The organism is Schleiferilactobacillus harbinensis DSM 16991, from assembly GCF_000425885.1.
In the GTDB taxonomy this organism is placed as follows: domain Bacteria; phylum Bacillota; class Bacilli; order Lactobacillales; family Lactobacillaceae; genus Schleiferilactobacillus; species Schleiferilactobacillus harbinensis.
In genome coordinates, this window is the sequence record NZ_AUEH01000032.1 from 13,713 (window position 1) to 36,449 (window position 22,737).

Annotated in this window: 22 protein-coding genes and 1 pseudogene; 5 read left to right on the forward strand and 18 right to left on the reverse strand. The window is 55.7% G+C overall.

Annotation, left to right across the window (positions count from 1 at the left end):
- Positions 1-125 precede the first annotated feature (125 nt).
- On the forward strand, positions 126-1,514 hold the full coding sequence (locus H627_RS0110240) for an MATE family efflux transporter (RefSeq protein ID WP_027828884.1): 1,389 nt from the start codon (positions 126-128) through the stop codon (positions 1,512-1,514).
- Between the two features lie 47 nt (positions 1,515-1,561).
- Here H627_RS0110240 and H627_RS20515 read toward each other — a convergent pair whose 3' ends face one another.
- From H627_RS20515 to H627_RS0110295, 12 genes are all read right to left on the reverse strand, one after another.
- Positions 1,562-1,717, reverse strand: a complete 156-nt coding sequence (locus H627_RS20515; protein ID WP_162261540.1) for a hypothetical protein — start codon at positions 1,715-1,717, stop codon at positions 1,562-1,564.
- 20 nt (positions 1,718-1,737) lie between these two features.
- A complete protein-coding gene (locus H627_RS0110250) occupies positions 1,738-2,547 on the reverse strand; it encodes an SLAP domain-containing protein (protein WP_027828885.1) in 810 nt (269 codons plus the stop codon).
- Positions 2,548-2,633: 86 nt separating this feature from the next.
- Positions 2,634-3,068: a hypothetical protein gene (locus tag H627_RS0110255; RefSeq protein ID WP_027828886.1), complete on the reverse strand. Its 435-nt coding sequence runs from the start codon at positions 3,066-3,068 to the stop codon at positions 2,634-2,636.
- A 14-nt stretch (positions 3,069-3,082) separates the two neighbouring features.
- Positions 3,083-3,715 carry an ATP-binding cassette domain-containing protein gene (locus H627_RS0110260; RefSeq protein ID WP_035440655.1) on the reverse strand — a complete coding sequence of 211 codons (633 nt, stop codon included), beginning with the start codon at positions 3,713-3,715 and terminating at the stop codon, positions 3,083-3,085.
- A gap of 17 nt (positions 3,716-3,732) precedes the next feature.
- Complete coding sequence (locus H627_RS17915) at positions 3,733-4,278, reverse strand: hypothetical protein (protein WP_035440657.1); 546 nt, start codon at positions 4,276-4,278, stop codon at positions 3,733-3,735.
- The gene (locus tag H627_RS0110265; protein ID WP_027828888.1) at positions 4,271-5,062 is read right to left on the reverse strand and encodes a hypothetical protein; all 792 of its coding nucleotides are present in this window, start codon (positions 5,060-5,062) and stop codon (positions 4,271-4,273) included. The genes H627_RS17915 and H627_RS0110265 overlap by 8 nt, the downstream gene beginning before the upstream one ends.
- Positions 5,063-5,202: 140 nt before the next feature.
- Positions 5,203-6,543, reverse strand: a complete 1,341-nt coding sequence (locus H627_RS0110270; RefSeq protein WP_027828889.1) for a dihydrolipoyl dehydrogenase family protein — start codon at positions 6,541-6,543, stop codon at positions 5,203-5,205.
- Positions 6,540-7,523, reverse strand: a complete 984-nt coding sequence (locus tag H627_RS0110275; RefSeq protein ID WP_027828890.1) for an ABC transporter ATP-binding protein — start codon at positions 7,521-7,523, stop codon at positions 6,540-6,542. The genes H627_RS0110270 and H627_RS0110275 overlap by 4 nt, the downstream gene beginning before the upstream one ends.
- 1 nt (position 7,524) lies before the next feature.
- Positions 7,525-9,051 carry an ABC transporter permease/substrate-binding protein gene (locus H627_RS0110280; protein ID WP_027828891.1) on the reverse strand — a complete coding sequence of 509 codons (1,527 nt, stop codon included), beginning with the start codon at positions 9,049-9,051 and terminating at the stop codon, positions 7,525-7,527.
- 311 nt (positions 9,052-9,362) lie between these two features.
- Complete coding sequence (locus tag H627_RS0110285) at positions 9,363-10,055, reverse strand: YjjG family noncanonical pyrimidine nucleotidase (protein WP_035440659.1); 693 nt, start codon at positions 10,053-10,055, stop codon at positions 9,363-9,365.
- Between the two features lie 20 nt (positions 10,056-10,075).
- Complete coding sequence (locus tag H627_RS0110290; protein ID WP_027828893.1) at positions 10,076-10,885, reverse strand: fumarylacetoacetate hydrolase family protein; 810 nt, start codon at positions 10,883-10,885, stop codon at positions 10,076-10,078.
- On the reverse strand, positions 10,882-11,820 hold the full coding sequence (locus tag H627_RS0110295) for an ROK family protein (RefSeq protein WP_027828894.1): 939 nt from the start codon (positions 11,818-11,820) through the stop codon (positions 10,882-10,884). Before H627_RS0110295 ends, H627_RS0110290 begins: the two co-directional genes overlap by 4 nt.
- A gap of 77 nt (positions 11,821-11,897) precedes the next feature.
- On the opposite strand from H627_RS0110295, the gene greA reads away from it, so the two are divergent.
- The 4 genes from greA to H627_RS17920 all read left to right on the forward strand — a co-directional run bounded on the left by greA (position 11,898) and on the right by H627_RS17920 (position 17,958).
- Positions 11,898-12,380, forward strand: coding sequence for a transcription elongation factor GreA (gene greA / locus H627_RS0110300; RefSeq protein ID WP_027828895.1), 483 nt, complete (start codon positions 11,898-11,900; stop codon positions 12,378-12,380).
- A gap of 94 nt (positions 12,381-12,474) precedes the next feature.
- Positions 12,475-13,143 carry a hypothetical protein gene (locus H627_RS0110305; protein ID WP_027828896.1) on the forward strand — a complete coding sequence of 223 codons (669 nt, stop codon included), beginning with the start codon at positions 12,475-12,477 and terminating at the stop codon, positions 13,141-13,143.
- A gap of 78 nt (positions 13,144-13,221) precedes the next feature.
- Positions 13,222-14,889 (forward strand): alpha,alpha-phosphotrehalase, encoded by a 1,668-nt coding sequence (locus H627_RS0110310; RefSeq protein WP_027828897.1) that lies wholly within the window; start codon positions 13,222-13,224, stop codon positions 14,887-14,889.
- A 30-nt stretch (positions 14,890-14,919) separates the two neighbouring features.
- On the forward strand, positions 14,920-17,958 hold the full coding sequence (locus H627_RS17920) for an alpha-mannosidase (RefSeq protein WP_051225348.1): 3,039 nt from the start codon (positions 14,920-14,922) through the stop codon (positions 17,956-17,958).
- Positions 17,959-18,016: 58 nt separating this feature from the next.
- Here the strand turns inward: H627_RS17920 and H627_RS0110320 are convergent, their stop codons facing one another.
- From H627_RS0110320 to H627_RS0110345, 6 genes and pseudogenes are all read right to left on the reverse strand, one after another.
- Positions 18,017-18,973 carry a KpsF/GutQ family sugar-phosphate isomerase gene (locus H627_RS0110320; protein WP_027828898.1) on the reverse strand — a complete coding sequence of 319 codons (957 nt, stop codon included), beginning with the start codon at positions 18,971-18,973 and terminating at the stop codon, positions 18,017-18,019.
- Positions 18,960-19,811, reverse strand: coding sequence for a 3-deoxy-8-phosphooctulonate synthase (kdsA, locus tag H627_RS0110325; RefSeq protein WP_027828899.1), 852 nt, complete (start codon positions 19,809-19,811; stop codon positions 18,960-18,962). Before kdsA ends, H627_RS0110320 begins: the two co-directional genes overlap by 14 nt.
- A gap of 226 nt (positions 19,812-20,037) precedes the next feature.
- Positions 20,038-20,358 carry a YbbN family protein gene (locus H627_RS17925; protein WP_035440661.1) on the reverse strand — a complete coding sequence of 107 codons (321 nt, stop codon included), beginning with the start codon at positions 20,356-20,358 and terminating at the stop codon, positions 20,038-20,040.
- Positions 20,359-20,430: 72 nt separating this feature from the next.
- On the reverse strand, positions 20,431-21,135 hold the full coding sequence (locus tag H627_RS0110335; RefSeq protein WP_027828900.1) for a LutC/YkgG family protein: 705 nt from the start codon (positions 21,133-21,135) through the stop codon (positions 20,431-20,433).
- Positions 21,125-22,399, reverse strand: a pseudogene (locus tag H627_RS17930) (LutB/LldF family L-lactate oxidation iron-sulfur protein); the annotation flags it as partial. The gene H627_RS0110335 and the pseudogene H627_RS17930, both read right to left, overlap by 11 nt.
- A gap of 14 nt (positions 22,400-22,413) precedes the next feature.
- A partial coding sequence (locus H627_RS0110345; RefSeq protein ID WP_027828901.1) for an IS5/IS1182 family transposase occupies positions 22,414-22,737 on the reverse strand: 324 nt, incomplete at its 5' end.

Below are 22,737 nucleotides of genomic sequence, written 5' to 3' on the forward strand. Positions count from 1 at the left end.
GAATGACCCACCGCTTTTATTATGCCCAATGATCACATTTCCCACCAAAAATAGAAAACGGTTACGCACGGCCCCGTTAACTTCGCTACAATAGAGATACTACTTCCCACGAAAGGATTTTCACTATGTCCCGTATTCGCCAGCGCGGCAGTGCGCTGCTCACCCGCTTCTTCTCCGGTCAAGACATCAGCTACCGCTTTGTCTTCGCCCTGCTGATTCCCGTTGTCATCGACCAATTCTTTTTGGTCAGCTTCAACTTCATTAACACGAGTATGATCTCTTCCTCCGGGACCGCCGCGATCAGCGCGGTGAACATGGTTGGCAGTGTGAATATTTTTCTCGTCCAATTCTTCGTCGCCATCGGATTGGGCGGCACGGTGTTAATTTCCCAGCACTACGGTCATAAGGACTATCAGATGCTGGCTAAAATCGTGAATGGGGCCGTCTATGGTGCTGTCCTCGTGGCTATCATCCTCGCCGCTGTCTTTATGAGTTTACATCGGCAGATCCTCGCCCTGCTCTTCGGTCACGCCGACCAGGCCGTTTTGGACGGTGCCGCGACCTATATGGTGGGGATTTTGCTCAGTTATCCGTTCCAAGCCGTGGTAGAAGGGACCAACGGCAGCCTGCGCGGGGTCGGCCGGACCAAGACCTCGCTGCAGCTTTCCCTGACCATGAACGCTATCTATTTGGCATTCAACATTTTATTTGTCAGTATTTTACAAATGGGGATCATCGGTCTGACGATTTCGCTGAACATTTCCCGCATCCTCGCCGCCGGCTTAGCCATCTGGATGCTCTACCGCAACCGGGCAATCTTCAATTTGCGGATGCGCACACTGAAGCACCCCAGTTTTGCCATGATTCGGAAAGTCATCATCGTCGCGATCCCCTTCGCCGCCGAGTCAACCTTCTTCAATGGCGGCAAAATCATCATGCAGATGATGATCGTCAGTCTGGGCACGAATATGATCGCCGCCAATGCCATCGGCGGGTCCTGGATCCAATTGTCAGAAATTATGCCCAGCGCGTTAAGCACCGCCCTCGTCCCAATTGTGGGCCAATCCATTGGCCGGCGAAATATCCATGATGCCCGCAAGCTGACCAAGTCCTTTGTAGTGTTGGGGATGATTCTCTTTATCACCGTGGACTTATTGCTGCTGCCGCTCTTTCCGATCGGTATTCAGCTCTTCAACCCGCCAGCCGCTATTGTGCCGGTGATCTTCCAATTTTATCTGATCACGATCGTGATGCACTGTTTGGTCTGGAGTCTGAGCTTCGTCCTACCCTCAGCCTTGCGGGCCGCCGGTGACGGACCGTTCACCACCACCGTCTCGCTGCTTTCCATGTGGCTGTTCCGGATCGGCGTTGGCTATTATGTTGGTATCGTCATGGGGTACGGGTTGGTCGGCATCTATCTGATTATGTGTCTGGAATGGGGCATTCGCGGGTTCATCTTCCTGCTCCGCTTTCGGGGAGAGAAATGGTACCAGAAGAACTTTATCAAAGAGTGAAAAAACAAGCAGTTATACTGGCCAAGTTCCCAGTACGACTGCTGTTTTTATTGGTCATCTACTTCGAGCAGTGCATTCAGCTCTGCGGTTGTCTTCGCGCTGGGCAAGTGGTGATCTGTCAAATCATCAACCACTTCTGCCAACGAATCCAGAACCTCCTGATTTAACGCATCGCCATGCTGGTGCTTATTCATATCATTCAATACGCTTCACCCATCCCGCCTTATTTATTCACTACTTGCATCAAACCGGCATCCCGCTTCACAAATTGTTGGCCACCTAAGTCGTAGTACTCAGCGCCATTGATATACCGGTTGCCGTAGGTGCACCACTGACTGCCAGCCGGCAGAAGCCGAATTGGTTTCAAATCACGGTCATAAACGGCCGCGCCCCAAGTCGGGTGCGCTGGAACAGCAACAGTAAAAATACCAGTATATTCTCGCAGACCTTGCACCCACTCGCCACCGCCGAGATCATATTTCGGCGGCTCATATTGATCGGACGAATAGGCAACGTGGAAATACTGCCATGCTGAGCCGGCGGTAAAATGCAAATATCCAGACCATGTTGAGCGACTGGTTTGCGGCGTCCCCTTATCAACGGGCAGCGGCATAATTGGGAACGAAGGTACATAAATTACCCCGCGCTGCGCAACGATCCTGTAGGTCGTATCGCGGTTGTTTGGAAAAGTCCGAACATAAAGGCCTTCCACCCACTGATCACCGCCAACGTTATACCAGGTTTCGCTGGAATTATAAGCGGGTACTGTAACCGTCCCAGAATATTGCCAGCGCGAGCCATAGGGTAAGATGCGCCCGGCGTAATGCCGATTGGTGCCATAGCCATGCCACAGAGCAATCCCCGTGTTATCAATGTTGACGACCCGCAGCGTACCGCTCTCTTCCGAGATAGTCGAAGGGCCTTCGCTGTCGGCCTGAACAGGCTGACTGACCCCAGGAGCTGCGGCATACGTTGCCCCAGCCGCAAACAGAGCGATAACAACCGCATATACCCGCCAAAATTTTATCTTCATTTTTTGGACATCTCCCTAGTGCAAAGAACAGACACTAACCATCTCAAGCATAATACCACGTACTTATCCCCAGCCAACAATCCAAGCTAGAAACCCACAAGAAATTGCAAGCCGATCCGCAGACCCAACAAAATTCCCATCGACTCCAGTACCGCCCAATCCAGCCGCTTCTGAATAAACGGCACAATACTCACCGCAATCAGCACCAAACAACTGCCAAACCACAGGAAATCAAACGGTGTCCACCACAGCGCAATGCCCCAGGTGAGCCCGGTCAAGATAAGAGTCACCATACCCAATTGCCGATACACGATACGCTGATACCCCCGCCGGGACGCCCGGGTCACGATCATGGGGTAAAGACCGGTCAAATCCCGCAGCGTACTGCCCACAACCAGCGCCGTGCCGGCGACGATGGCCGTTTCGACGAGCTGCTGAAACGGCATATCGTGGGCCCAGCCGAAGAAAAATGGACGGACTTGGGCCGGCCGCAGATTCACAAGTTTTGCCAGCAGAAACACCACGATCCCCCAGCTTAGGAGGGAATAGATAGTACGCCGTCGGATTGCCGTGTCAATCGCCCTCCTTCAAGCTGATAATTAGCGGTGTACGTGATGGGCGTATACCGGTCGTGGGAGGCAATGATCACCGCTTTACCGGCCGTCCGCAATTCTGCCACCAAATTCACCAATTGAGTCAAAGCTGCTTCGTCTAAGCCGCGGGTCGGTTCGTCTAACAAAATCAGGTTCTGGTCCTCCATAACGGCCTGGATAATACCGGCTTTTTCCCGCATCCCAATGGAATATTTCTTCATCGACTGGCGGCTGTGCCAATCCAAGCCGAACCGCTGGGCCAAGCCGGCCATCACCGCAGGATCGCTATGGTGGTTAATGGCCGCCAGAAAAGTGAGGTTTGTCTTCAACGACTCGCCTTCCAGAAACCCGGGATTCTCGATCAAGGCGCCGATGTGTGTGTTTTCGCCCAGCTGAAAGGTCCCGGAAGTGGCTGGAATGATCCCTGCTACGATTTTCAGCAGCGTCGATTTACCCGAGCCATTGCCGCCGGCAATATGCACCACCTCGCCGCTGTCCACAGTCAAAGAAACATCCTGCAATACCTGCTGGGCACCAAAACTTTTGGCAATTTGCGCCACAGTTAATAAACGCATCGTAATCCTTCTTTCTCTTAGGTCGGGAGATTGAACGGCGCAATGAAACGCGGCAAGAGGGGATTCAGCAGTACATAATGGACCACGAAGTTCACCCCGAACGCTAAAATCACTGCCCCGGTTGGCGGCAGTTTCACCAAAGTCAGCGCCATCAATCCGACAAAGACGAGGTACATCAAGGCGTTGACCGCGAAGAAAAGCCAAACCACCCATACATCAACATGCGTCCAACCAAACGCCAGCGATTCAATCGTGTACAGACTTACGGTATAGACCAGCCAATCAATCAGCAGCGTCGTCAAAACAATCCGATGATACGGCCGCTGACCCAGCCGGACCGCCACGAACGTATTGACCGCGCGCAGCCGGCCCAGCTGATAGGCCATTAATAAAATGAAGAGGACATTGCTGGTTAACGTCACACTGTTTCCAATGACCAACGTCACTACCATCGGCGCCCAGTGGGTTAAACTGAGCAATGGCGCAATCAGGATAGCCGTGAGCAGCAGGCCCACCGCCCAGGGATTAAAGGCTTGCCGCCAAATTGGCCGGGCATCAGCCATGACCCTCACCGCCAAACTTCAACCAGGCCCAACCGTCGGCAATGATCAAACCGGCATAAAGCAGGACGGTAAAGAAAAAGGAAGTCAACGGCGCCGTACTCATGCCATATCGTCCGTAGCCAACCTGTTGTTGTAAATCAATGAGGTTAGGCAGATACAAATGGCCAAAGAATTGGCGGGTCAGGGGGACACTGCTCACAAAGCCCAACCCCAGATACAGGGTAAAAGAAATGACCAGACCAGAGGCCCGGAAAAGAAACGGCCGCTTGATCCAGAGACCAATCATTAAGACAAAGTCCGCCATTAAGGCATACCCTGCCGCGTGGGTTAGGATATACACGATTAAACCAATGGTCGGGTCATCAAATAGGAAGAACATCATCCCGAGCCGACTGGCAAGCGGCAATGTCGGATAGATTACCCGAATCGCAACAACCGTACCGACTAAAGCTGTCGTCAACATCAGAAAAGTATACAGGAACGTGGTCAATAGCATTTGGCCAAGCAGCCAAGTCTTTGACCGCCGTTCAATGACTAAGTGGGCCAACCCGAAATGGAGAGCGGTAATCCAATAATCCGTAATCAAAACAGTCGTCCCAATAAACAGGATCAAAGGGACGTAAAAGGCAAAGTTCAAACTGTAATTATACCCAAGCAGAGCCAAAACACTGCCGTCATGCACTGGGCCCATATATCCTGAGGGCCGGACGCCAAAGCCAATCAGCGATCCCACCATCAGCGCTGTTCGCCACCACAGTTTCTTAATGCGCCAAAATGGTAACATCCAATCACCTCCAAAAAAGCCCCCGCACCTGGTACGGATTTCCTGTACCAGGTGCGGGAGCTCCTGTTCACTGGTCTTTCCAGCTGAACAATAAGCGATTGAGAAAAATAACGCAAGCGTTTGCACTTACTTAAGCGGCGTTAGTGGTACAAATACGATAAATCACTGGCCACGCTCGGATACACCGGAATCCACTGCTGCAGCGCACTGGCCGGCTTCTGCTCCTGAATCAGCACCGTCAAGTAATTGAGCAGCTCTTCGGCATCCACCGCCAAGACGACGGCCCCCACGAGACGATGGGTATTTTTATCGGTGATCGTCGTCACCCGCGCCGTTTTATCCTGAATCCGCTGGTACGTATACCAACCGCTTAAGTCTTGTTCTTCAACAGTATAACGGTCCGGCGCTTGCGCGGTCGTACCCAGGCGTACACCGACCTGACCGAGTTCCGGGCTGGCGAAGACGATATGGGGCACCACCGGATACTGAATGGCGGCCGTGTCCTGCCCCAAAATCTGGCCGACAACATAGCGGCCTTCATAGCTGGCCACTGGCGTTAGCTTCGGCTGATTCTTGGCGATCACGTCGCCCACGGCGTAGATGTTCGGCTGAATCGTCTGCAAGTGATCGTTGACCGCGATGCCGCCTTTCACCGCCGTTAAGCCCACAGCGGCTAGGTTGAGATCCGTATTAGCAGGTCGGCCGATGGCACTGAAGGCCCGCGCCACCGCCAGGGATTGGCCGTCACTCAGCTGCAGCGCCACGCCATCCGCCGTCTCAGTGACTTTCTCCACAGTGGTATTCCAATGGAAAATAATCCCCCGCGCCGCCATGATCTTGGCCAGCCGCTGGGTATAGGTCTCGGGAAAGTCCCGCAGCAAGCGGTGATTGTGCTGAATCAGATGAACCTGGGCGCCAGCATTGGCGGCAATGTTAGCCAGTTCCACCGCTACGTAACCCCCGCCAATAAAGGCCATGGTCGGCGGCAGGAGCGGCAGATCCAGAAAGTCGGTGCTGGTCCCTAGGAGATCGCCGCCAGGAATATCCGGTTTCAGGGCGTGAGCGCCGGTGGCAATAATGATGAACTCAGCGGTGTACTCCGCGTCACCGACGCGAATCGTATGGGGGTCTAAGAAAGCAGCAGCCCCGTGAATCGTCGTCACCCCGCTGCCGGCCAGCCCTTTTTCAGTCCCAGTGGGCACGCCATCGGTATAACTATGCTTGAACGCCATCAAGGCCGGCCAATCAATCTCAGCCGCGCCAGTCAGCCCATGCTGGGCATAGCGCCGATCCTGCATCCGGCTTTCAACGACGCCGTATAGCATCTTCTTCGGGTCACAGCCGCGGTTGGGACACGTCCCGCCCCACAGGTCGCTTTCGACCACGGCCACCTGTTGCTGCTCGGCTAAACCAAAGGCCACGGCGAGACCGCCTGGGCCGCCACCAATAACGATCGTATCAAAATGCTGTGTTTCACTCATTTTATATCCCTTTCCGAGGTATGAACCAATACGATATACTGCAACAAACCGGGCGCATCCAAGGCATAGGTGTGCCCATCCGCTGGATTTTCCACCGCCAGGGTTTCATTAGTACCCAACCGCGGGGCAATCGCCGCCACAGTGGTCTGGCTGGTGACACCGGGGGTCGGCGGCTGAGTCGTGGTCGGCAAGACGCCGCTAGCCAATACTTGGGCCAGGGTGTCCGCCCAGACGACGTGCCCCACTTCGGCACCGGCAAAGAAATCGGCGATGAAATTGGTCGCCGGGTGCTGCTGGATCTCAGCGGGCGTGCCCACTTGGTGGATCACGCCGTTGTGCATCACCGCAATGCGGTCGCCGACTTTCAACGCTTCGTGCATGTCGTGGGTCACAAACACGATTGTCTTATGAAGCTGCGCCTGCAAGCGCAGAATCAGATCCTGCAATTGATTACGGGACAGCGGGTCCAGCGCGCTGAATGGCTCATCCATCAAGATGACCCCAGGGTCGGCGGCCAAGGCCCGGACAATTCCCACCCGCTGGGCTTCGCCGCCGGACAAAGCATCGGGATACCGCTGGGCATATTCCGCGGCGGGCAGATCAACGGCCGCCAGCAGCGCCTCAGTCCGTTCCTGAATCCGTGTTCTGCTCATTTTCTTCATTTCGGGAATCACCGCAATGTTTTCTGCCACGGTCATGTTGGGAAACAAAGCAATATGCTGCAGGACGTAACCGATGGACCAGCGCAGTTCCTGCAGCGGATAATCCGCCACGGGCCGGCCAAAGAAAGTGATTGTCCCGGCATTGGGCTCTTCCAGCCGGTTGATCATTTTCAACGTGGTGGTCTTGCCTGAACCAGAGGGACCGACCAGCACAAAAATTTCCCCGGCAGGGATGGTTAAATTGAGATCGCTGAGGATCGTTTGGCCAGTGAAATTTTTGCGGACATGGTGGAATTCAATCGCGTTTTGCGCCGCCATCTCAATCACTCCCTTTCAGCAAGCCGTGCTGCTGCAAATACTGCCGGGCCACCTTAGCCGGCGATTCATTGCGCACATTCACAGCATAGTTCATCTGCTGCATCTGCTCATCAGTGATTTTGCCGGCCAGCTTATTCAAACTGCGGACAATTCCTGGATGATCCTGGGCAAATTTTGTCCGCATCAGCGGCGCCCCCTGATATGGCGGGAAAAGATGCTTGTCGTCGGTCAGCGTCTGCAATTTGTACTGCACGATCTCGCTGTCAGTCGAATAGACATCCACGACATTGACCTTATTGTTGTTGATGGCGGTATAGCGCAGGGCCGGCTCAAAGGAATGGGTCGGAAAATGCAGCCCGTAGACTTTCTTCAGGCCCTGATAGCCGTCGGGCCGATCAATGAATTCCAGCGTGAAGCCCCCGGACAGCTGACCGCTGATCTGGCGCAGATCACTGATCGTGGTCAGCTGATGCTGCGCGGCGAAGGTTTTCTTCACCGCCACACCGTATGTATTCTGGTACCGCATCGGCCGCAGATAAGTCATCTGGAACTGCTGGGCCAAGTCCTTTTTGGCAGTGGTATAGGTCTGTGCAGCTGACAAATGGCCGGTGGTCGCGGTACGCTGTTTGACCAGTGTTTCCAGCACCGTCCCGGTGAATTCCGGGTAGATGTCCACACTGCCGCTCTTCAAGGCGTTGAAAAGAAATGTCGTCTTACCAAAATTAGATTTCAGCTGCACATGAATATTAGGCTCATCCTGTTCGATCAGCTGTTTGTACATGTTGATCAGGACATCCGGTTCGCTGCCCAGCTTCCCGGCAATGGTCACCGTCTCCGGCTGATTGACCCGGGCCAGCACCTGGGTAGTGCCCACGCCCAGAACCAGAACAGCCAGCAGGCCGGCGGTCCACTGCCAGCGGCGCTTGGCCAGCCAAGAAATCAGCGCGGATAGAATAATCGCCAACAGGGCGGAAAAGACCGCGCCGATAACGATCAACGCCGTATTGTTCCGGTCAATGCCCAATAGGATGAATGAGCCCAACCCGCCAGCCCCAATCAAGGCGGCCAGCGTGGCTGTCCCGATAATCAAGACCAAGGCGGTACGAATGCCGCCAATGATCGTGGGCGCCGCAATGGGCAATTCAACTTTGCGCAACTTGCGCCAGCGGCTCATGCCAAAGGCATCCGCCGCCTCTTCCAACGCCGGATCAATGCCGGTGATGCCTAAATAGGTGTTTTGAAAAATAGGCAGCAGCGCATAAATTACTAACGCAATTACCGCCGGCGTCGTGCCAATGCCCACCAACGGAATCAGCAGGCCCAGCAGCGCCAATGACGGGATCGTTTGGAGAATCCCCGCAATTTGCAGCAACACCCCAGCCGCCTTACTGTGCCGCGCGGCCCAAAACGCCAAAGGCATGGCAATGAGGATCGCGATAACGAGCGCAATCAAGGAAATACTCAAATGCTGCCCTAACGCACTGATCAGCTGTTGGCGCCGGCTGACTAAGGTTGAAATAATGTCCATAAGCCCCTCCCAATTCTTAGTAGGCTAGTAGGCGAGAAAATGCTTGAATTATCAACGTATCTAGTGCCAAGTGCGGAGCAACCGGAGGTGGAATGGGCTCAGTGGTGTAACCACACGGCGGCTTGCCGCCGATGTGGTTAGGCGACTTTGAGACCGCGGTCTTTGCGGGCTCAAAGCGCCGTCACCACGTTCCAGCCCAATTCCACCGGAGGTTGCGCAGCGCTTGGCACGGCGTACCAGAGAGAATTTTGTCTGAGCCCTTTGTGCAGCCACCCCCAATTCCCACTATACAGAATCGGTCAAGCATCCGGCTAGTCCTGATTGGCCAACAACAGTGCCGTCAAATCGCTGATCTCATTCAACTGATAAGTCGGCCGCACAGCAGAACGATTCGGCTGGAAATGAGGATTGTACCAAACCGTGTCGATATGTGCATTCATGCCGCCTTGAATATCAGACGTCAGGGAATCGCCAATGATCAGCGCTTCCCGATGATGGAACCCGGGAATATGCTGCGCGGTGTAGGTAAAGAACGCTTTGGTCGGCTTCTGTACGCCCACGGAATCGGACACGAATACATCCCGGAAATAATGGGCCAAGCCGCTCTTGCGGAGCCGATCCAGTTGAACCGGCTCGATCCCGTTGGAGACAATATATAATTCATAGTCCTGCAACGCCGCCAGGGTTTCGGTCACCCGGGGGATGACCACCGCCTGCTGATCGAGCTTCGCGTGGTAGACCCGTTCCGCCAGCAAGCCGTCCGCGTTGATCTGCAGGTGCTTGAACGTCTTCACAAAGCGCTGGCGGAAGATATCCTCCCGGGTAATGTCGCCGCGTTCGTAAGCCTCCCAAAGGGACTGATTGATGCGCAAATAGGTCGGTTCCAGCCGCGGATCGCGGGGCAGCTGAAGCTCAGCAAACATCTCGCGCAGGCTCTTCATTTCGCCCGCCTTGAAGTCTAATAGGGTATCGTCGATGTCAAACAGTAAAAAGCGATATGCCATAGGGAAATTCCTACTTTCTATTAAGCAATGGTGATATGCAGCGTGCCCAATCCGGTGATCTGACTGACCAGCTGGTCGCCGGCCTGGAGGAAGATCTGCGGATCGCGGCCCACCCCCGTGCCGCTAGGGGTGCCGGTGAAGATCAGGTCGCCGGGCATCAATTCTACGATACTGGATAAATAGGCAACCAAGTCTGCGGGGGAGAAAATCAAGTCGCTGAGCAGGGACCGCTGCATCGCTTGGCCATTCACCGTCGTAGTCACGGTCTGGCGGGCCAAATCCCGCACCTCATCCGGCGTGGTCAGCCACGGGCCGATGGGACCGTAACCAGCAAAGGACTTGGCCAGTGAAAACTGCGGCGGGTCATTGATGAATTGGACTGCCCGATCGGACAGATCTTGGCCCACCATGTAGCCGGCCACGTGGTTTAGCGCGTCTCCCTGACTGATGTCCCGGCCGCCCTGGCCGATCACCACGACGAGTTCCGTTTCCCAATCCGTTTTGGTTCCGTGATGGGGGACGGTCACCGTGGGCCCGGTCAAAGAGGATGGAAACTTAGTGAATACACTGGGGGCTTTGGGCGCGGCCACATGCAATTCCTTCGTGTGGGCCGCGTAATTCATGCCCACGGCGAAGACTTGACGGCTTTCGGGCAGCGGACAAATGAGCTGATCCGGTTGAATCGTCTGGGCCTTGCCCAAGGACAGCCGTTCAGCGCCCAACGCCCAAGCGGCCATCACCGAATCGGCATTCTGAATGGGCGCCGCGGATAAGTCCTCTGGAGTGCCCGTAATAACGACTGGTTCATTTTCTAACATCGCTAATTTCATTGTGGTACACTTTCCTTTCTCACTAACTGGGCCGCACCGCACATACCGGCGGTGTTGCCCAACTGGGCGGTGACGATGCGGCAGGCCCGGCCGGGAATGGCCAAAGCGTGATCGGCCACCACTTGGCGGGCCGGCCGCAGCAGCCAGTCGCCGGCCCCGGCCACCCCGCCGCCAATGATGATCACCGCCGGATTATACATATTGACGATATTGGTCAGACCAAAGCCCAGCAGGGTCCCGGCCGCTTGATAGGTGGCAATGGCGGCGGCCTCCCCGGCTTCCGCCGCAACTTGAATGGTCTTCGGGGTCGCAGCGGCCACCGCCGGTAAATCCAGAGCGGCCCGTTTCTCTCGATAGGTCTGCACAATGCCCACCGCGGACACGTACCGGCTCAAACACCCCGCACTGCCGCAATTGCATGGCCGGCCGTGGCGGAACATATTCATGTGGCCGATCTCGCCCGCTGAATTGGTCGCGCCGCGCAGCAGATGGCCGTCCACCACGACGCCGGCGCCCAAGCCGGTGCCGATCGTCAGCATCACCAGATTGCTCTCACCCTGGCCCGCGCCCAACCGCCACTCGCCGATGGTGTTCACCCGGACATCATTGTCTATCCGCACGGGCACACCAAACTCTTTATGTAAAACAGCACCGACCGGCACGTCCTGCCACAGCGGGAAATTCGGTGAAAACATAGAAATCCCCCGCTGGGCATCAACTAACCCCGGGATGCCCAACCCAATGGCGGTCAGGTCTCCCGGATGCTGGGCCAGCATGGCCTGAATACCCGCTGTAATTGCCTGCAGCGTCTGTGCCGGCGGGGCTTTGGCCGGTGTTGGCGTCCAATGCTGATCGATCAGGCGCTGGCGGTCAGCGAATAGGCCAATCTTGATATTCGTGCCGCCCAGATCAACGCCAATCGTGTATGCCATCATGTCTACTCCTCTCGTTTCTAAACACTCTCCATTGTATTACACTCGATGTAGTGATTTCTTGCAAGGGAGAAAACAAGATGGTTTATTACGAAAAAATGACCCAACAGGGCTTCGATCAGCTAGGGGCGGACATCGAGGCGTTGAAAAAACAACGGCCTGGGCTGATCAAGGCGCTGCAGGCCGCCCGGGCGCTGGGCGATCTGTCCGAAAATGCGGAATATTCCGCCGCCAAACGGGACCTGCGTCATCTGGAATCCCGCCTGCGCTATTTAGGCAAACAGCGCCGCTATGCGGACATCGTGCACCCCCAGGCCAACGCCATCGTGGAAATCGGCAAGACCGTTGACTTGCGCTTCGACGATGACGACGATACTGACACCTACGCCATCGTGGGCAAACCCGAAGCGGATTTAGATGCCCAAAAGATTTCCCAGGCCTCGCCCTTGGGCGCTGCCCTCCTCGGCCATACCGTGGGCGACACCGTCACCGTGCAAGCCCCCAGCGGGACTTATCCAGTAACGATTCAGGCTGTCCGCCTGACAAGTCCGCCCGAAGGCTGATTTTCGTCCGCTTTACCGAAATTTAGGCCAGTGAAGCGGTTCAATAGCGTATACTGAAGTTAGTGACTGAGTTAATCAAGGAGGCTTGCTTTTTATGGAAGTTGAAAACTTATTCCGTTTGCACGACGACCGCTTGGCGGCCGTTTCTGAGGGTCATCCCGAACCGTTCTCCGATGACGCCTTCCGCACGATCATTACGAATTCCATCGGCAGTATTGCCCGTATTTTTAATTTGAATCCCACCAACCACCACGTGCAGGTGCCGGATAGCGGCCAGGTCATTGACTTCATCATGCAGGATGAAGATGATACCGGTATTTACTATCCCACCGTTGTGGTCCACAACACCGACTTATTGCCGACCATTATTTACCGGCTCAATGCCGTGGCCACCCAAATTCCTGATGAGGTGCTGAATCCAAGTTTGAACAGCACCACCACCCAGGCCCCGCCAGTCAGCGATGATGGTCAAGTCGATGCCGACGACGTGCCTTATCAAGACGATCCAGACGCCGCCACCCAACCGCAGCAGGCCGCCATCAGCGATGTCATTCCGCTGCTGGTCATTGATCACATGGACGACACCACGATGGCTTTCTTGAAGGCCACTGAAGGTTTAGTCGCCCACTTTATTCTGGTAAAGCGAATCGACGCAGACTTGGTCGATATCCGTGCCCTGCCGAGCATTGACAACCGCAGCGGCATTGAACAGGATGACGAACCGAAGCAGAAGCGCAGCTGGCTGGATACGTTCCGCAGCTGAGCAGGATATGAATGAGTGGCCCCAAAACCGGCACGGCCGATTTTGGGGCCTTTTTTAAGATAAGAAAGGTGATTACTTGTGGCTTGGTGGCACACGGCGACGGCGTATCAGATTTATCCCCGCAGTTTTCAAGACAGCAACGGGGACGGCTTTGGGGACATTCCCGGGATCATTCGACGGCTGCCTTATTTGCACGAATTGGGTATCCAACTCATTTGGCTGACGCCGATGTATCCATCACCGGGCTACGATAATGGCTACGACATCAGCGACTACCAAACAATAGACCCGCGTTACGGGACTTTGACCGACTTCAAAGAAATGCTGGCCGTCGCCCATCGCTACCATATTCGAATCATGATGGATCTAGTGCTGAACCACACGTCCACGGAACACCCCTGGTTCAAGGCCAGCCGGCAGGACAAAACGAACCCGTATGCCGATTTCTACTTCTGGGCAGACGCCGCGGCGGGGCAGGTCCCGACCAATTGGCTGTCCCGTTTCAGCGGCAGTACCTGGGAGTGGGATGACCAGCGCCAACAGTATTATCTGCACATCTTCGAGCAGCACATGCCGGATTTGAATTGGGATAATCCCGTCTTGCGGAAAAAGATCTTAGCGATGATGGCCTGGTGGGCAGAACAAGGGATCGACGGTTTTCGCTTGGACGTGATCAATATGATCTCCAAACGCATACCCTTTGGCAACGTCAGCCGAGCCACACCTCAGGACGATGGCCGGGCTTACTACATCAACGGGCCCCACGTTCATCACTACTTGCAACTGATGAATCAAAAAATATTTGCCCCCAACCACATGATCACCGTGGGCGAACTGGCCTCAGCCGGCGTGGCCGAAACCGGAGAGTTCACCAATCCCGCCAACCACGAACTGGCCATGGCCTTTTCCTTTGAGCATCTGAAAATTGACTACACGGATGGCCGCAAGTGGACGCTGGGTCAATTTTCGCTGCCGGCCTTAAAGGCGGTGCTGACCAAATGGCAGGTGGGCATTGCCCGGGAACACGGCTGGAACGCCCTATTTTGGACCAATCACGACCAGCCCCGAGCAATTTCCCGGTTTCTGAATGATGATCGCTACCGGATTGAATCCCAGAAATTGCTGGCTATCGTACAATTTGGGCTGCAGGGTACGCCTTATATCTACCAAGGGGAAGAAATCGGCATGCGCAATGCCTATTTCACAAATATTGATCAATATGACGATCGGGAAAGCCGCAACGCCTATGCCGCCATGCGCCAGGAAGGCGTCGACACGGCCACTGCGCTGGCGATTCTCCAGCAGAAGTCCCGGGACAACGCCCGCACCCCGATGCACTGGAACCATACGCCCAATTACGGCTTTACCACTGGCACGCCATGGTTGCAGCCCGGGCTTGACGATCCAGTCACCGTCAAGGACGCGCTGGCTGATCCCCAGAGCATTTTTGCCCTCTACCAGCAGCTCATCGCGGCCCGGCCGGCGTATCCAGTCTTCACGGATGGCGACTTCCATATGCTGGCCCCTGACGACACCACCGTGATGCACTATCAGCGCCGCAATCAAACCGCTGTTCTCAGTGTTTGGGCGAACTGGTCCGGGACGCCCCAGTCCCGCCGGGCGGCCGATCTGCGAAATACCCGCCTCTTAGCCCACAACTACCCGGACGGCTTGCAGATTGCTGGCGAATTATTCACTTTACGCCCCTATGAAGCCGTTCTTTTAGTGGGAAAACAGGTACAATAAGAAGCATCAAAGAAAGAAAGCAGGGATGGTATGGCTGACCATTTCCAGAAGAAAGCAGCCCAGCAGTTGGGTTACTTGCATGCATATTTCTATAACAATTTTACTCCCGTGACTGGGATCACCATGGGCCGGGACGAACGGGCGGATACCCGCACGATCCCCACGGCGGTCCAGTGGCGGCCGGTGAGTTTAGGCACGGCGTGGCAGGGCCGGGATGATTATTTCTGGCTGCGCTTTTCACTCACTGTGCCGATGCTGGCCGAAGACGCCCATTACGTCCTCCACGCGGTCTTAGGCCGCACCGGCGGCGGGAATAATTCCGGCTTTGAAGGATTGCTATTCGTGAATGGCGCACCCTATCAAGCCGTCGACAGCAACCACGAAGAAGTCCACTTTGGCACCCGTTACAGCGGCCAAACACTGTCGATTGCCATTAAGTTGTGGACTGGTTTGGAAGGCGGCGGACCGCGGCAGATCCAGCATTATACCTTAGATGACTTGAGTGCCGGGATCATCAATCAATCTGTGGTCGACTGTTATGCCTATTTATGGAACATTGTCGGCACCGTGGCGGAACTCGGGCCCGATGAGCCGCTGCGCTACAGCTACCAGACACTGGTCAAGCAGAGCCTGCGCCGCTTCGATTGGGCCAGCCTGACCCCCGCGACGATCGGGCCGGTGTGCGACCAGGTACTCGCGGACATCCACGCCTTCATTGCTGCGCATCCCCATGAGAAAAAAGGCTACCAAATCACCGCTGTGGGCCAGACCCACATTGATGTCGCCTGGCTGTGGCGGCTGCGCCATACCCGGGAGAAAATTGCCCGGTCGTTCAGCACGGTCTTGGCGTTAATGGATGAATACCCTGACTATCGCTTCTTCATGAGTACGCCGCAAGACTTCGCCTTTCTCGCTGACGATTATCCTGATCTATATCAGCGGGTGGCGCAACGCATAGCTGAAGGCCGCTGGGAAGTGGACGGCGGTACGTGGCTGGAGCCGGACGTGAACATGCCCAGCGGGGAATCACTGACGCGGCAATTTCTTTACGGCAGTGCTTACTTCAAACAGCACTTCGATGCGGATGCCCACGTGCTGTGGCTGCCGGATACCTTTGGTTACTCCGCCGCCTTGCCCCAGATCATGCACGGTTTTGGCGTCGATAATTTCATGACCACCAAGATCAGCTGGAATGACACCAACCGGGTCCCCCATGATACCTTCTATTGGCAAGGAATCGACGGCAGCCGGGTGCTGACCCATTTCATCACGACCATCGAACCCTGGACCAACTACGAGGATCCGGCGCAATGGCAGTATACCTATAACGGCGATGTGACACCGCACACCGTCATCGGCACCTACCATGTTTACGCGGACAAACCGGTCAATGACCATCTGCTGTTGGCCTACGGTTACGGCGATGGCGGCGGCGGGCCGACGCGGGAACAGATTCAAAATATTCGCATCCTGAACGAATTGCCTGGGATGCCGACGATCCATAATGGCCGGGTGGCCGATTTCTTCAGCGGCCTCCAGGATCGGCTGCACCACGCTGCCGAACCGGTGGCGGTCTGGCGGGGCGAGCTCTACCTGGAATTCCACCGGGGCACCTATACCTCTCAGGCCCGCATCAAAGCCCATAACCGGCGGGCGGAATATGCCCTGCGGGATTTGGAAATGCGCTATGCGGCGGCCCATGTGGAACAAGGCCTCCCCTATCCCCAAGAAACACTGCATACCCTTTGGACAACGCTGCTGCGCAACCAATTCCACGATATTCTGCCTGGTTCCGCCATTCACGAAGTCTATGCCGATGCTGAAAAAGAATTCAGCCAGTTATTCGCGACCATTGCCCAACTGCACCGGGATTTAGATGTGCAAGTAACCACCGTGGCGGCGGGCCAGTCGTTAGTGCGCAACAGTCTGCCCTGGTCGACGACTCAGCTCATCGGTGGTCAAGAGGTGACCGTACCCGCATTGAGCACGATCAGCCTGCCAGCAGCGCAGCCTGCCGCGGCGCCCGCCATGGCGGTGATTGACGGCCGGACCGTGCACACTCCTTTCTATGATCTGACTTACGCTGCCACCGGTGCATTGACCAAATTGTGGGATAAGCGGACCCAGCGGGATGTGCTGGCCGATGCCGGCGGCAACATCCTCACCCTGTATGAGGATCGTCCCTTGCAATATGACAACTGGAACATTGACGCGGATTATCCAGACAAAGTCAGCGTACTCCAGGCTGATCAAGTCGCGGTGACCGCCAATACCCCGTTGTATACCGATATTACCAGCCATTATGCCTTCGGTCAGTCGACCATGACCCAAGTCATTCGGTTGTACGCCCACAACCCGCGAATCGATTTCCGTACCACAGTGGATTGGCACGAGCGTCAGCGGCTGCTGCGGGTCGCCTTCAATACGCCGATCCTCGCGGCCAGTGCCCGCTATGATATCCAATACGGCAACGTCACCCGGGCGACAGACGACAACACCTCCTGGGATCAGGCCAAATTCGAAACCGTCGCCCACGAATGGGTGGACCTGGCTCAGCGGGATTACGGCGTCGCCCTGCTCAACGACAGCAAGTATGGCCACCGGATCAAAGGCAGTCAAATTTCATTATCCCTGTTGAAATCCGGCAACTACCCGGACACCACGGCAGATGAGGGCATCCAAACCTTCACCTACGCCTTGCTGCCCCACACCGGCGATTTTCTCACCGGCCAAGTACCCCAGGCTGCAGCCGAATTGAATGAACCGCTGCGCTGCACCGCCGATCGGACCGCGGAGACGTTAACGCCGCTCTTTACGATCACCGGTGATTACCCCGCCGCGCTGGATGCGGTGAAGATCAGCGAAGACGGCAGCGCCCTGATCGTCCGCGTTCACGACTACTCCGGCACCGACAACCGCCTCAGCTTGACCCCGCGCTTTGCGGCCAAGACCGCCCAAGCTGCTGCGCTGGATGAACACGTCACCGATGCCACCGAATTGCTGGCGGCCGGTCAAGTGACGCTCACGTTGCATCCTTACGAAATTCGCACGATACGCTTCACTTGGTAACGACTCGCACGCACAAGCCCCGCTTGATCAGCAATTGATCAAGCGGGGCTTTTCTCACTTATTCAAGCACATCATGGATTGTCACCACCCCCACCACCTGGTGGTCGTTATCCTCCACGATCAAATTCGAAATACTATACGCCGCCATCTTCTGCCAGGCCGCCTGGTTCCGCTCTTCCTGATTGATACTGATAAACCCGCGGGTCATATAATCCGACGCCTGGGACCGCTTGACCTGGGGGACATCCAGAAACTTCTTCCGAATATCCCCGTCGGTGACGATCCCAGTAATGGCATGGGTCTGACCGTTGCGCACCATTGTAATGCCCAACCCGAAGTCGCTGATCCGATAAATCACTTCATTAATCGGTGTATCCTCCGTTACGTAGGGCAGTCGCGTATGCATCACGTGCTTCACTCGCTGCAGCAGCATCCGGCCGATATTGCCGCCGGGATGAAATTGGGCAAAGTTTTCCTTGTCAAACTGCCGGACCTTTTCCAGCACCACCAGCAAAGCATCCCCGAAGACCAGGGTGGCGGTCGTGGAGGCGGTGGGCGCCAGCCCGGTGACGTCAACCTCTTCATCCACACCGACATCAATGGCCAGAGTCGTATTCGTGGCCAACGTGGATTGGGGCGCCCCAGTGAGGGAGACCGTGGTCAGTGCTTCGCCATGGATCGCTTGCAAGGCGAAGAACGTACGAATCACTTCCTGGGTCTCGCCGCTGTTGGACACGAAGAACACCAAGTCGTCACTGGCCACTCGGCCCAGATCACCATGGTAGGCATTGGCTGCATCGATGACGAAACTCGGCTGGCCGATGGACGATAGCGAAGCCGCGATTTTCTGGGCGATGATTTCCGATTTGCCAATACCGATAAAGATCAAGCGGCCGCCGGTTTTGCGAATCATTTCGATCAGCTGATCAAAATGATCATCCAGACGAGCCGCGACGCCGGTGAGGGCATCACTTTCCTGGGCAAATACTTTCTGGGCGATCTCATAATAAGCCATCTTGCACCCGCCCCTTCTGAGCCGCTTGATACTCATGGAACAGTGTATTGGCCTCGCGGAAAATCGGCGCCGCCTTGGCCAGATAAAGCTGATTGTCCGCATCTGAAATGGCACTGGGCGGATCGGGGTGCACTTCGGCAAAGATTCCATCAACGCCCACGGTCAGGGCGGCGCGCATCAGTGGAAAAGCAAAGTCCCGCTGACCGCCGGAATGGTCGCCGTACCCGCCGGGCAGCTGGACGGAGTGGGTGGCATCGAAAATCACCGGATACTCAAATTGACGCATCGTGATCAGTCCAGGCATGTCCACCACCAAACGGTGATAACCGAAGGAAACACCGCGTTCAGTCAACAGGATTTTTTCCGTATAGGGGTCCAGCTTGTCGACCACGGACCCCATATCCTCTGGCGCCATGAACTGGCCCTTCTTCACGTTGACCACCCGGCCGGTCTTGGCGGCCGCCACCAGCAGATCGGTTTGCCGGCTCAGGAAGGCCGGAATTTGGAGCACGTCAGCGACTTCCGCCACCGGCGCGCATTGGTAAGATTCATGAACATCGGTGACGATCGGGACATGGTAAGTTTCTTTGATCCGGCGCAGCACCTTCAGGCCCGCTTCCAGCCCAGCGCCGCGATCGGCCTCGCCGGAACTGCGGTTGGCCTTATCGAAGGACGACTTGAAGACATAATTGATATGCAGTTCATCCGCCAGGGACCCGAGAATCTCCGCTACTTGGGCGCAGGTGTCATAGGATTCAATAGCACACGGGCCGGCCAGCAGCGTCAGCTGATCATTGTGGAACCCATAGTCTTTAAAAACCGTTGCAATTGTCGCCATGGTCAAAACCTCCTTGGTTTCTCACCACGCTCCCCATCGGACAAGGCTGTCCGCATGGCATACGGTCATTTCGCCAGAGCACTCAGGCTCTTACATATCAGTTTACTTACTAATTGTTACTAAATAAATAATAACGAATGTTCTTAATATTTACTTAACAAAAGACCATTAAGAGTAAAACAAAAGACACGGCTCAGCACCGTGTCCTCATGCTAGTTTACTTACACTAATTATTCTGTAAGAACAATTGAACATCCGCAATACTGCGGTCGCCGTCGTACTTGGCGCCGACCTGACCAGCCCGGAAGGCCAGTAAAGTCGGCACAAAGGAAATCTCGTACGCGTCTCGGAATGCCTTCAACACGGGATCGCTCAAAGTGTTCAGCGTATCCACGTAGTACACCGTCTTCCCCGTGGCCGCCTGAGCCAAGACCAGATTCGGCATCAGTACTTGGCACCACGGGGTTGGCGCCTGTTGGGGCAGCACGCACGCCCCATCAGCACATTGCGTTGTCTTTTCAGTGGTTTCGGTTGTCGGTTCAGCCATATTCATCGATCCTCTCGTATCAAGTTACACTGAGTATAAGAGGTCAATGTGGGAATTGCAATCTGCATGCCGCTATTTATCCGTCAGCACCACATACGTCATATCAATCGGCCCATGGACCCCAACGACCAGGACCATTTCAATGTCCCCCGAATTCGATGGTCCGGTGATGAAGTTGATATTCGACGTGTGCAGCCGGCCCGCCTTCAATTCCGTGTCATACCAGTCCATGGCTTGCCGAGAACGCGGGACGATCCGGCTTTGGGGCACCAGCGCGACGTAGTGCTTGGGCAGAAAGTGAAAGCTGCGGCCCTGCCCCGGCGTGGTTGCCACGGTGATCGTGCCGGATTCAGCGCAGAGAAACTCCACACAGCCGATGGCCAAGTCAGCATCTTGGGCCCGCTGAATGTTCTCCGTTCGGCTGCCCGCCGGATCCCAGTAAGTCGGCCGCGGCGCGACCTGCGCCGCCCAATCTGTTAACCCATAGGCGGCGATCCGCTCATCCGTGGGCAGCAGCAGCGACTGGGCGGTCTTATCCGTGATCATCTGGTCCAGCACGCTCGGCAGATCCGCCGTGGCCGCCGTTTTGAATGTCACGTGTTCTGCTTCGCTGTTTTCCTTGGCCAGGGCAAATAACTCCGCCGGGGTTTTATCTGCCAAGGTAGTTTCCGGTAAATCATTCAGCGGCACAAACGGATGATCCGTCAATTGATGCCGCGGCCGCTCAGCCTTGGCGGCAATAAAGTTCAAAAACTCCTCGCGATTATCACTGGTCATCGTTACTCGCCCCTTTCTGCGCCTCATGGTCCTTGAACCAGCGGCGGAAATTCTCCGTATGCTTCGGCGGCCGCGGGGCATCCCGCACGTCGGTCCAGCCCTTGGCCATGGACGGTGCATGGGTGATGTGGCCTTGGTGATTATACAGATTGTCCACAGTGGTCGGTTTCTTTGAGACAAACGGCAGCGTGGCGGAATGATCGAATTGCAGCGCCATCTGGAACAGGTCGGAATGGGCCGTGCCCATCCCGATGCCCTTCATGATCGCTTTGTTAAAGGCCTTGTCGGTCTTCAGTTTGTCCATCATCACTTCCCGGTGCTTGATCAGCAACCGGTGCAGCGGAATCTTCACCGGGCACGTCTCGGTACAGGCCCCGCACAAGCTGGAGGCAAAGGGCAGGTCGCCGAATTTCTCATACCCGTCCAAAACCGGGGATAATACCGCGCCGATCGGCCCCGGATAGATCGAGCCGTAACCGTGGCCGCCGATGTGGCGATAAATCGGGCAGACATTCAAACAGGCGCCGCAGCGAATGCACTGCAAAACGGATTCAAAGGGGGTGCCCAGCGCGTTGGACCGGCCGTTGTCCAAAATCACGACGTGCAGATCTTCGGGTCCGTCGCTTTCGCCCGCGACCTGCTCGCCGCTGAAGGAACAATAACTGGTCAGCTTCTGGCCCACCGCGCTGCGGCTGAGCATATTGTCCAGGACTTCGGCTTCCTTCAGACTCGGCACCAGCCGCTCCATGCCCATGACGACGACTTGCGTCTTGGGAATCGCCATGGTCAGATCGGCGTTGCCTTCATTGGTCACTAAATTGATCAGTCCAGAATCGGCAATGGCAAAGTTGCAGCCGGTGATGCCCATGTCCGCTTGGAGAAAATAACCGCGGAGGTATTCCCGGGCAAACCGGGCCATGCGAGTGGGATCGTTGTCGCCGGTGTAACCCAATTTTTCAAACACGCCGCGAATCTGGTCCCGGTTCTTATGCAGCGTTGGGAAAACGATGTGGGTCGGTTCATCCCAGTTATCCGATTGCAGAATAAATTCCGCCAGGTCGGTCTCCATCAGCTTCATCCCGGGCAGCTTTAATAATTGCTTGTCCAGATCGATCTCGGTGGTCACCATGGACTTGGATTTCACGACCCGCTGTACATGCTTTTCTTTGGCTAAATTGGTGATGTAATTGACCGCGTCGGTATCTTTTTTAGCAAAATAAACATGGCCGCCGCGTTTCTCCACATTATCTGCGAATTCTTCTAGGGTGTGTCTGAAAATTACTTAAGCCATACCCATATTGCTGCAACGTAAACCGCGCCCAGAAAGACATGCGCGAGCTTATCATAGCGTGTGGCTATACGCCTGAACTCCTTCATCTGGTTGAAGAAGCCTTCGATTAGATGTCGCTCCTTGTAAAGATAGAAGTCGCACGGCCAGGGGTTCACTGCATTGCTTTTGGGTGGGATTGTGTAGTATCCCTCCTGAGACGTGATGAAGTCTCGTAGCGCCTGCGTCCCGTACGCTTTGTCCGCCAGGACATTGACGCTCTTCAATGGAATAGTACCGAGCAACGGTGCAGCCACTGTACTATCGTGTACCTC

Bases quoted from the DNA above. Each gene is read 5' to 3' on its own strand.
- kdsA (WP_027828899.1), bottom strand. From the start codon at position 19,811: ATGGCGACAATTGCAACGGTTTTTAAAGACTATGGGTTCCACAATGAT.
- H627_RS0110275 (WP_027828890.1), bottom strand. From the start codon at position 7,523: ATGGCGGCGCAAAACGCGATTGAATTCCACCATGTCCGCAAAAATTTC.
- H627_RS0110290 (WP_027828893.1), bottom strand. From the start codon at position 10,885: ATGAAATTAGCGATGTTAGAAAATGAACCAGTCGTTATTACGGGCACT.
- H627_RS0110265 (WP_027828888.1), bottom strand. From the start codon at position 5,062: ATGTTACCATTTTGGCGCATTAAGAAACTGTGGTGGCGAACAGCGCTG.
- H627_RS0110270 (WP_027828889.1), bottom strand. From the start codon at position 6,543: ATGAGTGAAACACAGCATTTTGATACGATCGTTATTGGTGGCGGCCCA.
- H627_RS0110295 (WP_027828894.1), bottom strand. From the start codon at position 11,820: ATGATGGCATACACGATTGGCGTTGATCTGGGCGGCACGAATATCAAG.
- H627_RS0110280 (WP_027828891.1), bottom strand. From the start codon at position 9,051: ATGGACATTATTTCAACCTTAGTCAGCCGGCGCCAACAGCTGATCAGT.
- greA (WP_027828895.1), top strand. From the start codon at position 11,898: ATGGTTTATTACGAAAAAATGACCCAACAGGGCTTCGATCAGCTAGGG.
- H627_RS0110240 (WP_027828884.1), top strand. From the start codon at position 126: ATGTCCCGTATTCGCCAGCGCGGCAGTGCGCTGCTCACCCGCTTCTTC.
- H627_RS17915 (WP_035440657.1), bottom strand. From the start codon at position 4,278: ATGGCTGATGCCCGGCCAATTTGGCGGCAAGCCTTTAATCCCTGGGCG.
- H627_RS0110335 (WP_027828900.1), bottom strand. From the start codon at position 21,135: ATGACCAGTGATAATCGCGAGGAGTTTTTGAACTTTATTGCCGCCAAG.
- H627_RS17925 (WP_035440661.1), bottom strand. From the start codon at position 20,358: ATGGCTGAACCGACAACCGAAACCACTGAAAAGACAACGCAATGTGCT.
- H627_RS0110250 (WP_027828885.1), bottom strand. From the start codon at position 2,547: ATGAAGATAAAATTTTGGCGGGTATATGCGGTTGTTATCGCTCTGTTT.
- H627_RS0110285 (WP_035440659.1), bottom strand. From the start codon at position 10,055: ATGGCATATCGCTTTTTACTGTTTGACATCGACGATACCCTATTAGAC.
- H627_RS0110260 (WP_035440655.1), bottom strand. From the start codon at position 3,715: ATGCGTTTATTAACTGTGGCGCAAATTGCCAAAAGTTTTGGTGCCCAG.
- H627_RS17920 (WP_051225348.1), top strand. From the start codon at position 14,920: ATGGCTGACCATTTCCAGAAGAAAGCAGCCCAGCAGTTGGGTTACTTG.
- H627_RS0110320 (WP_027828898.1), bottom strand. From the start codon at position 18,973: ATGGCTTATTATGAGATCGCCCAGAAAGTATTTGCCCAGGAAAGTGAT.
- H627_RS0110305 (WP_027828896.1), top strand. From the start codon at position 12,475: ATGGAAGTTGAAAACTTATTCCGTTTGCACGACGACCGCTTGGCGGCC.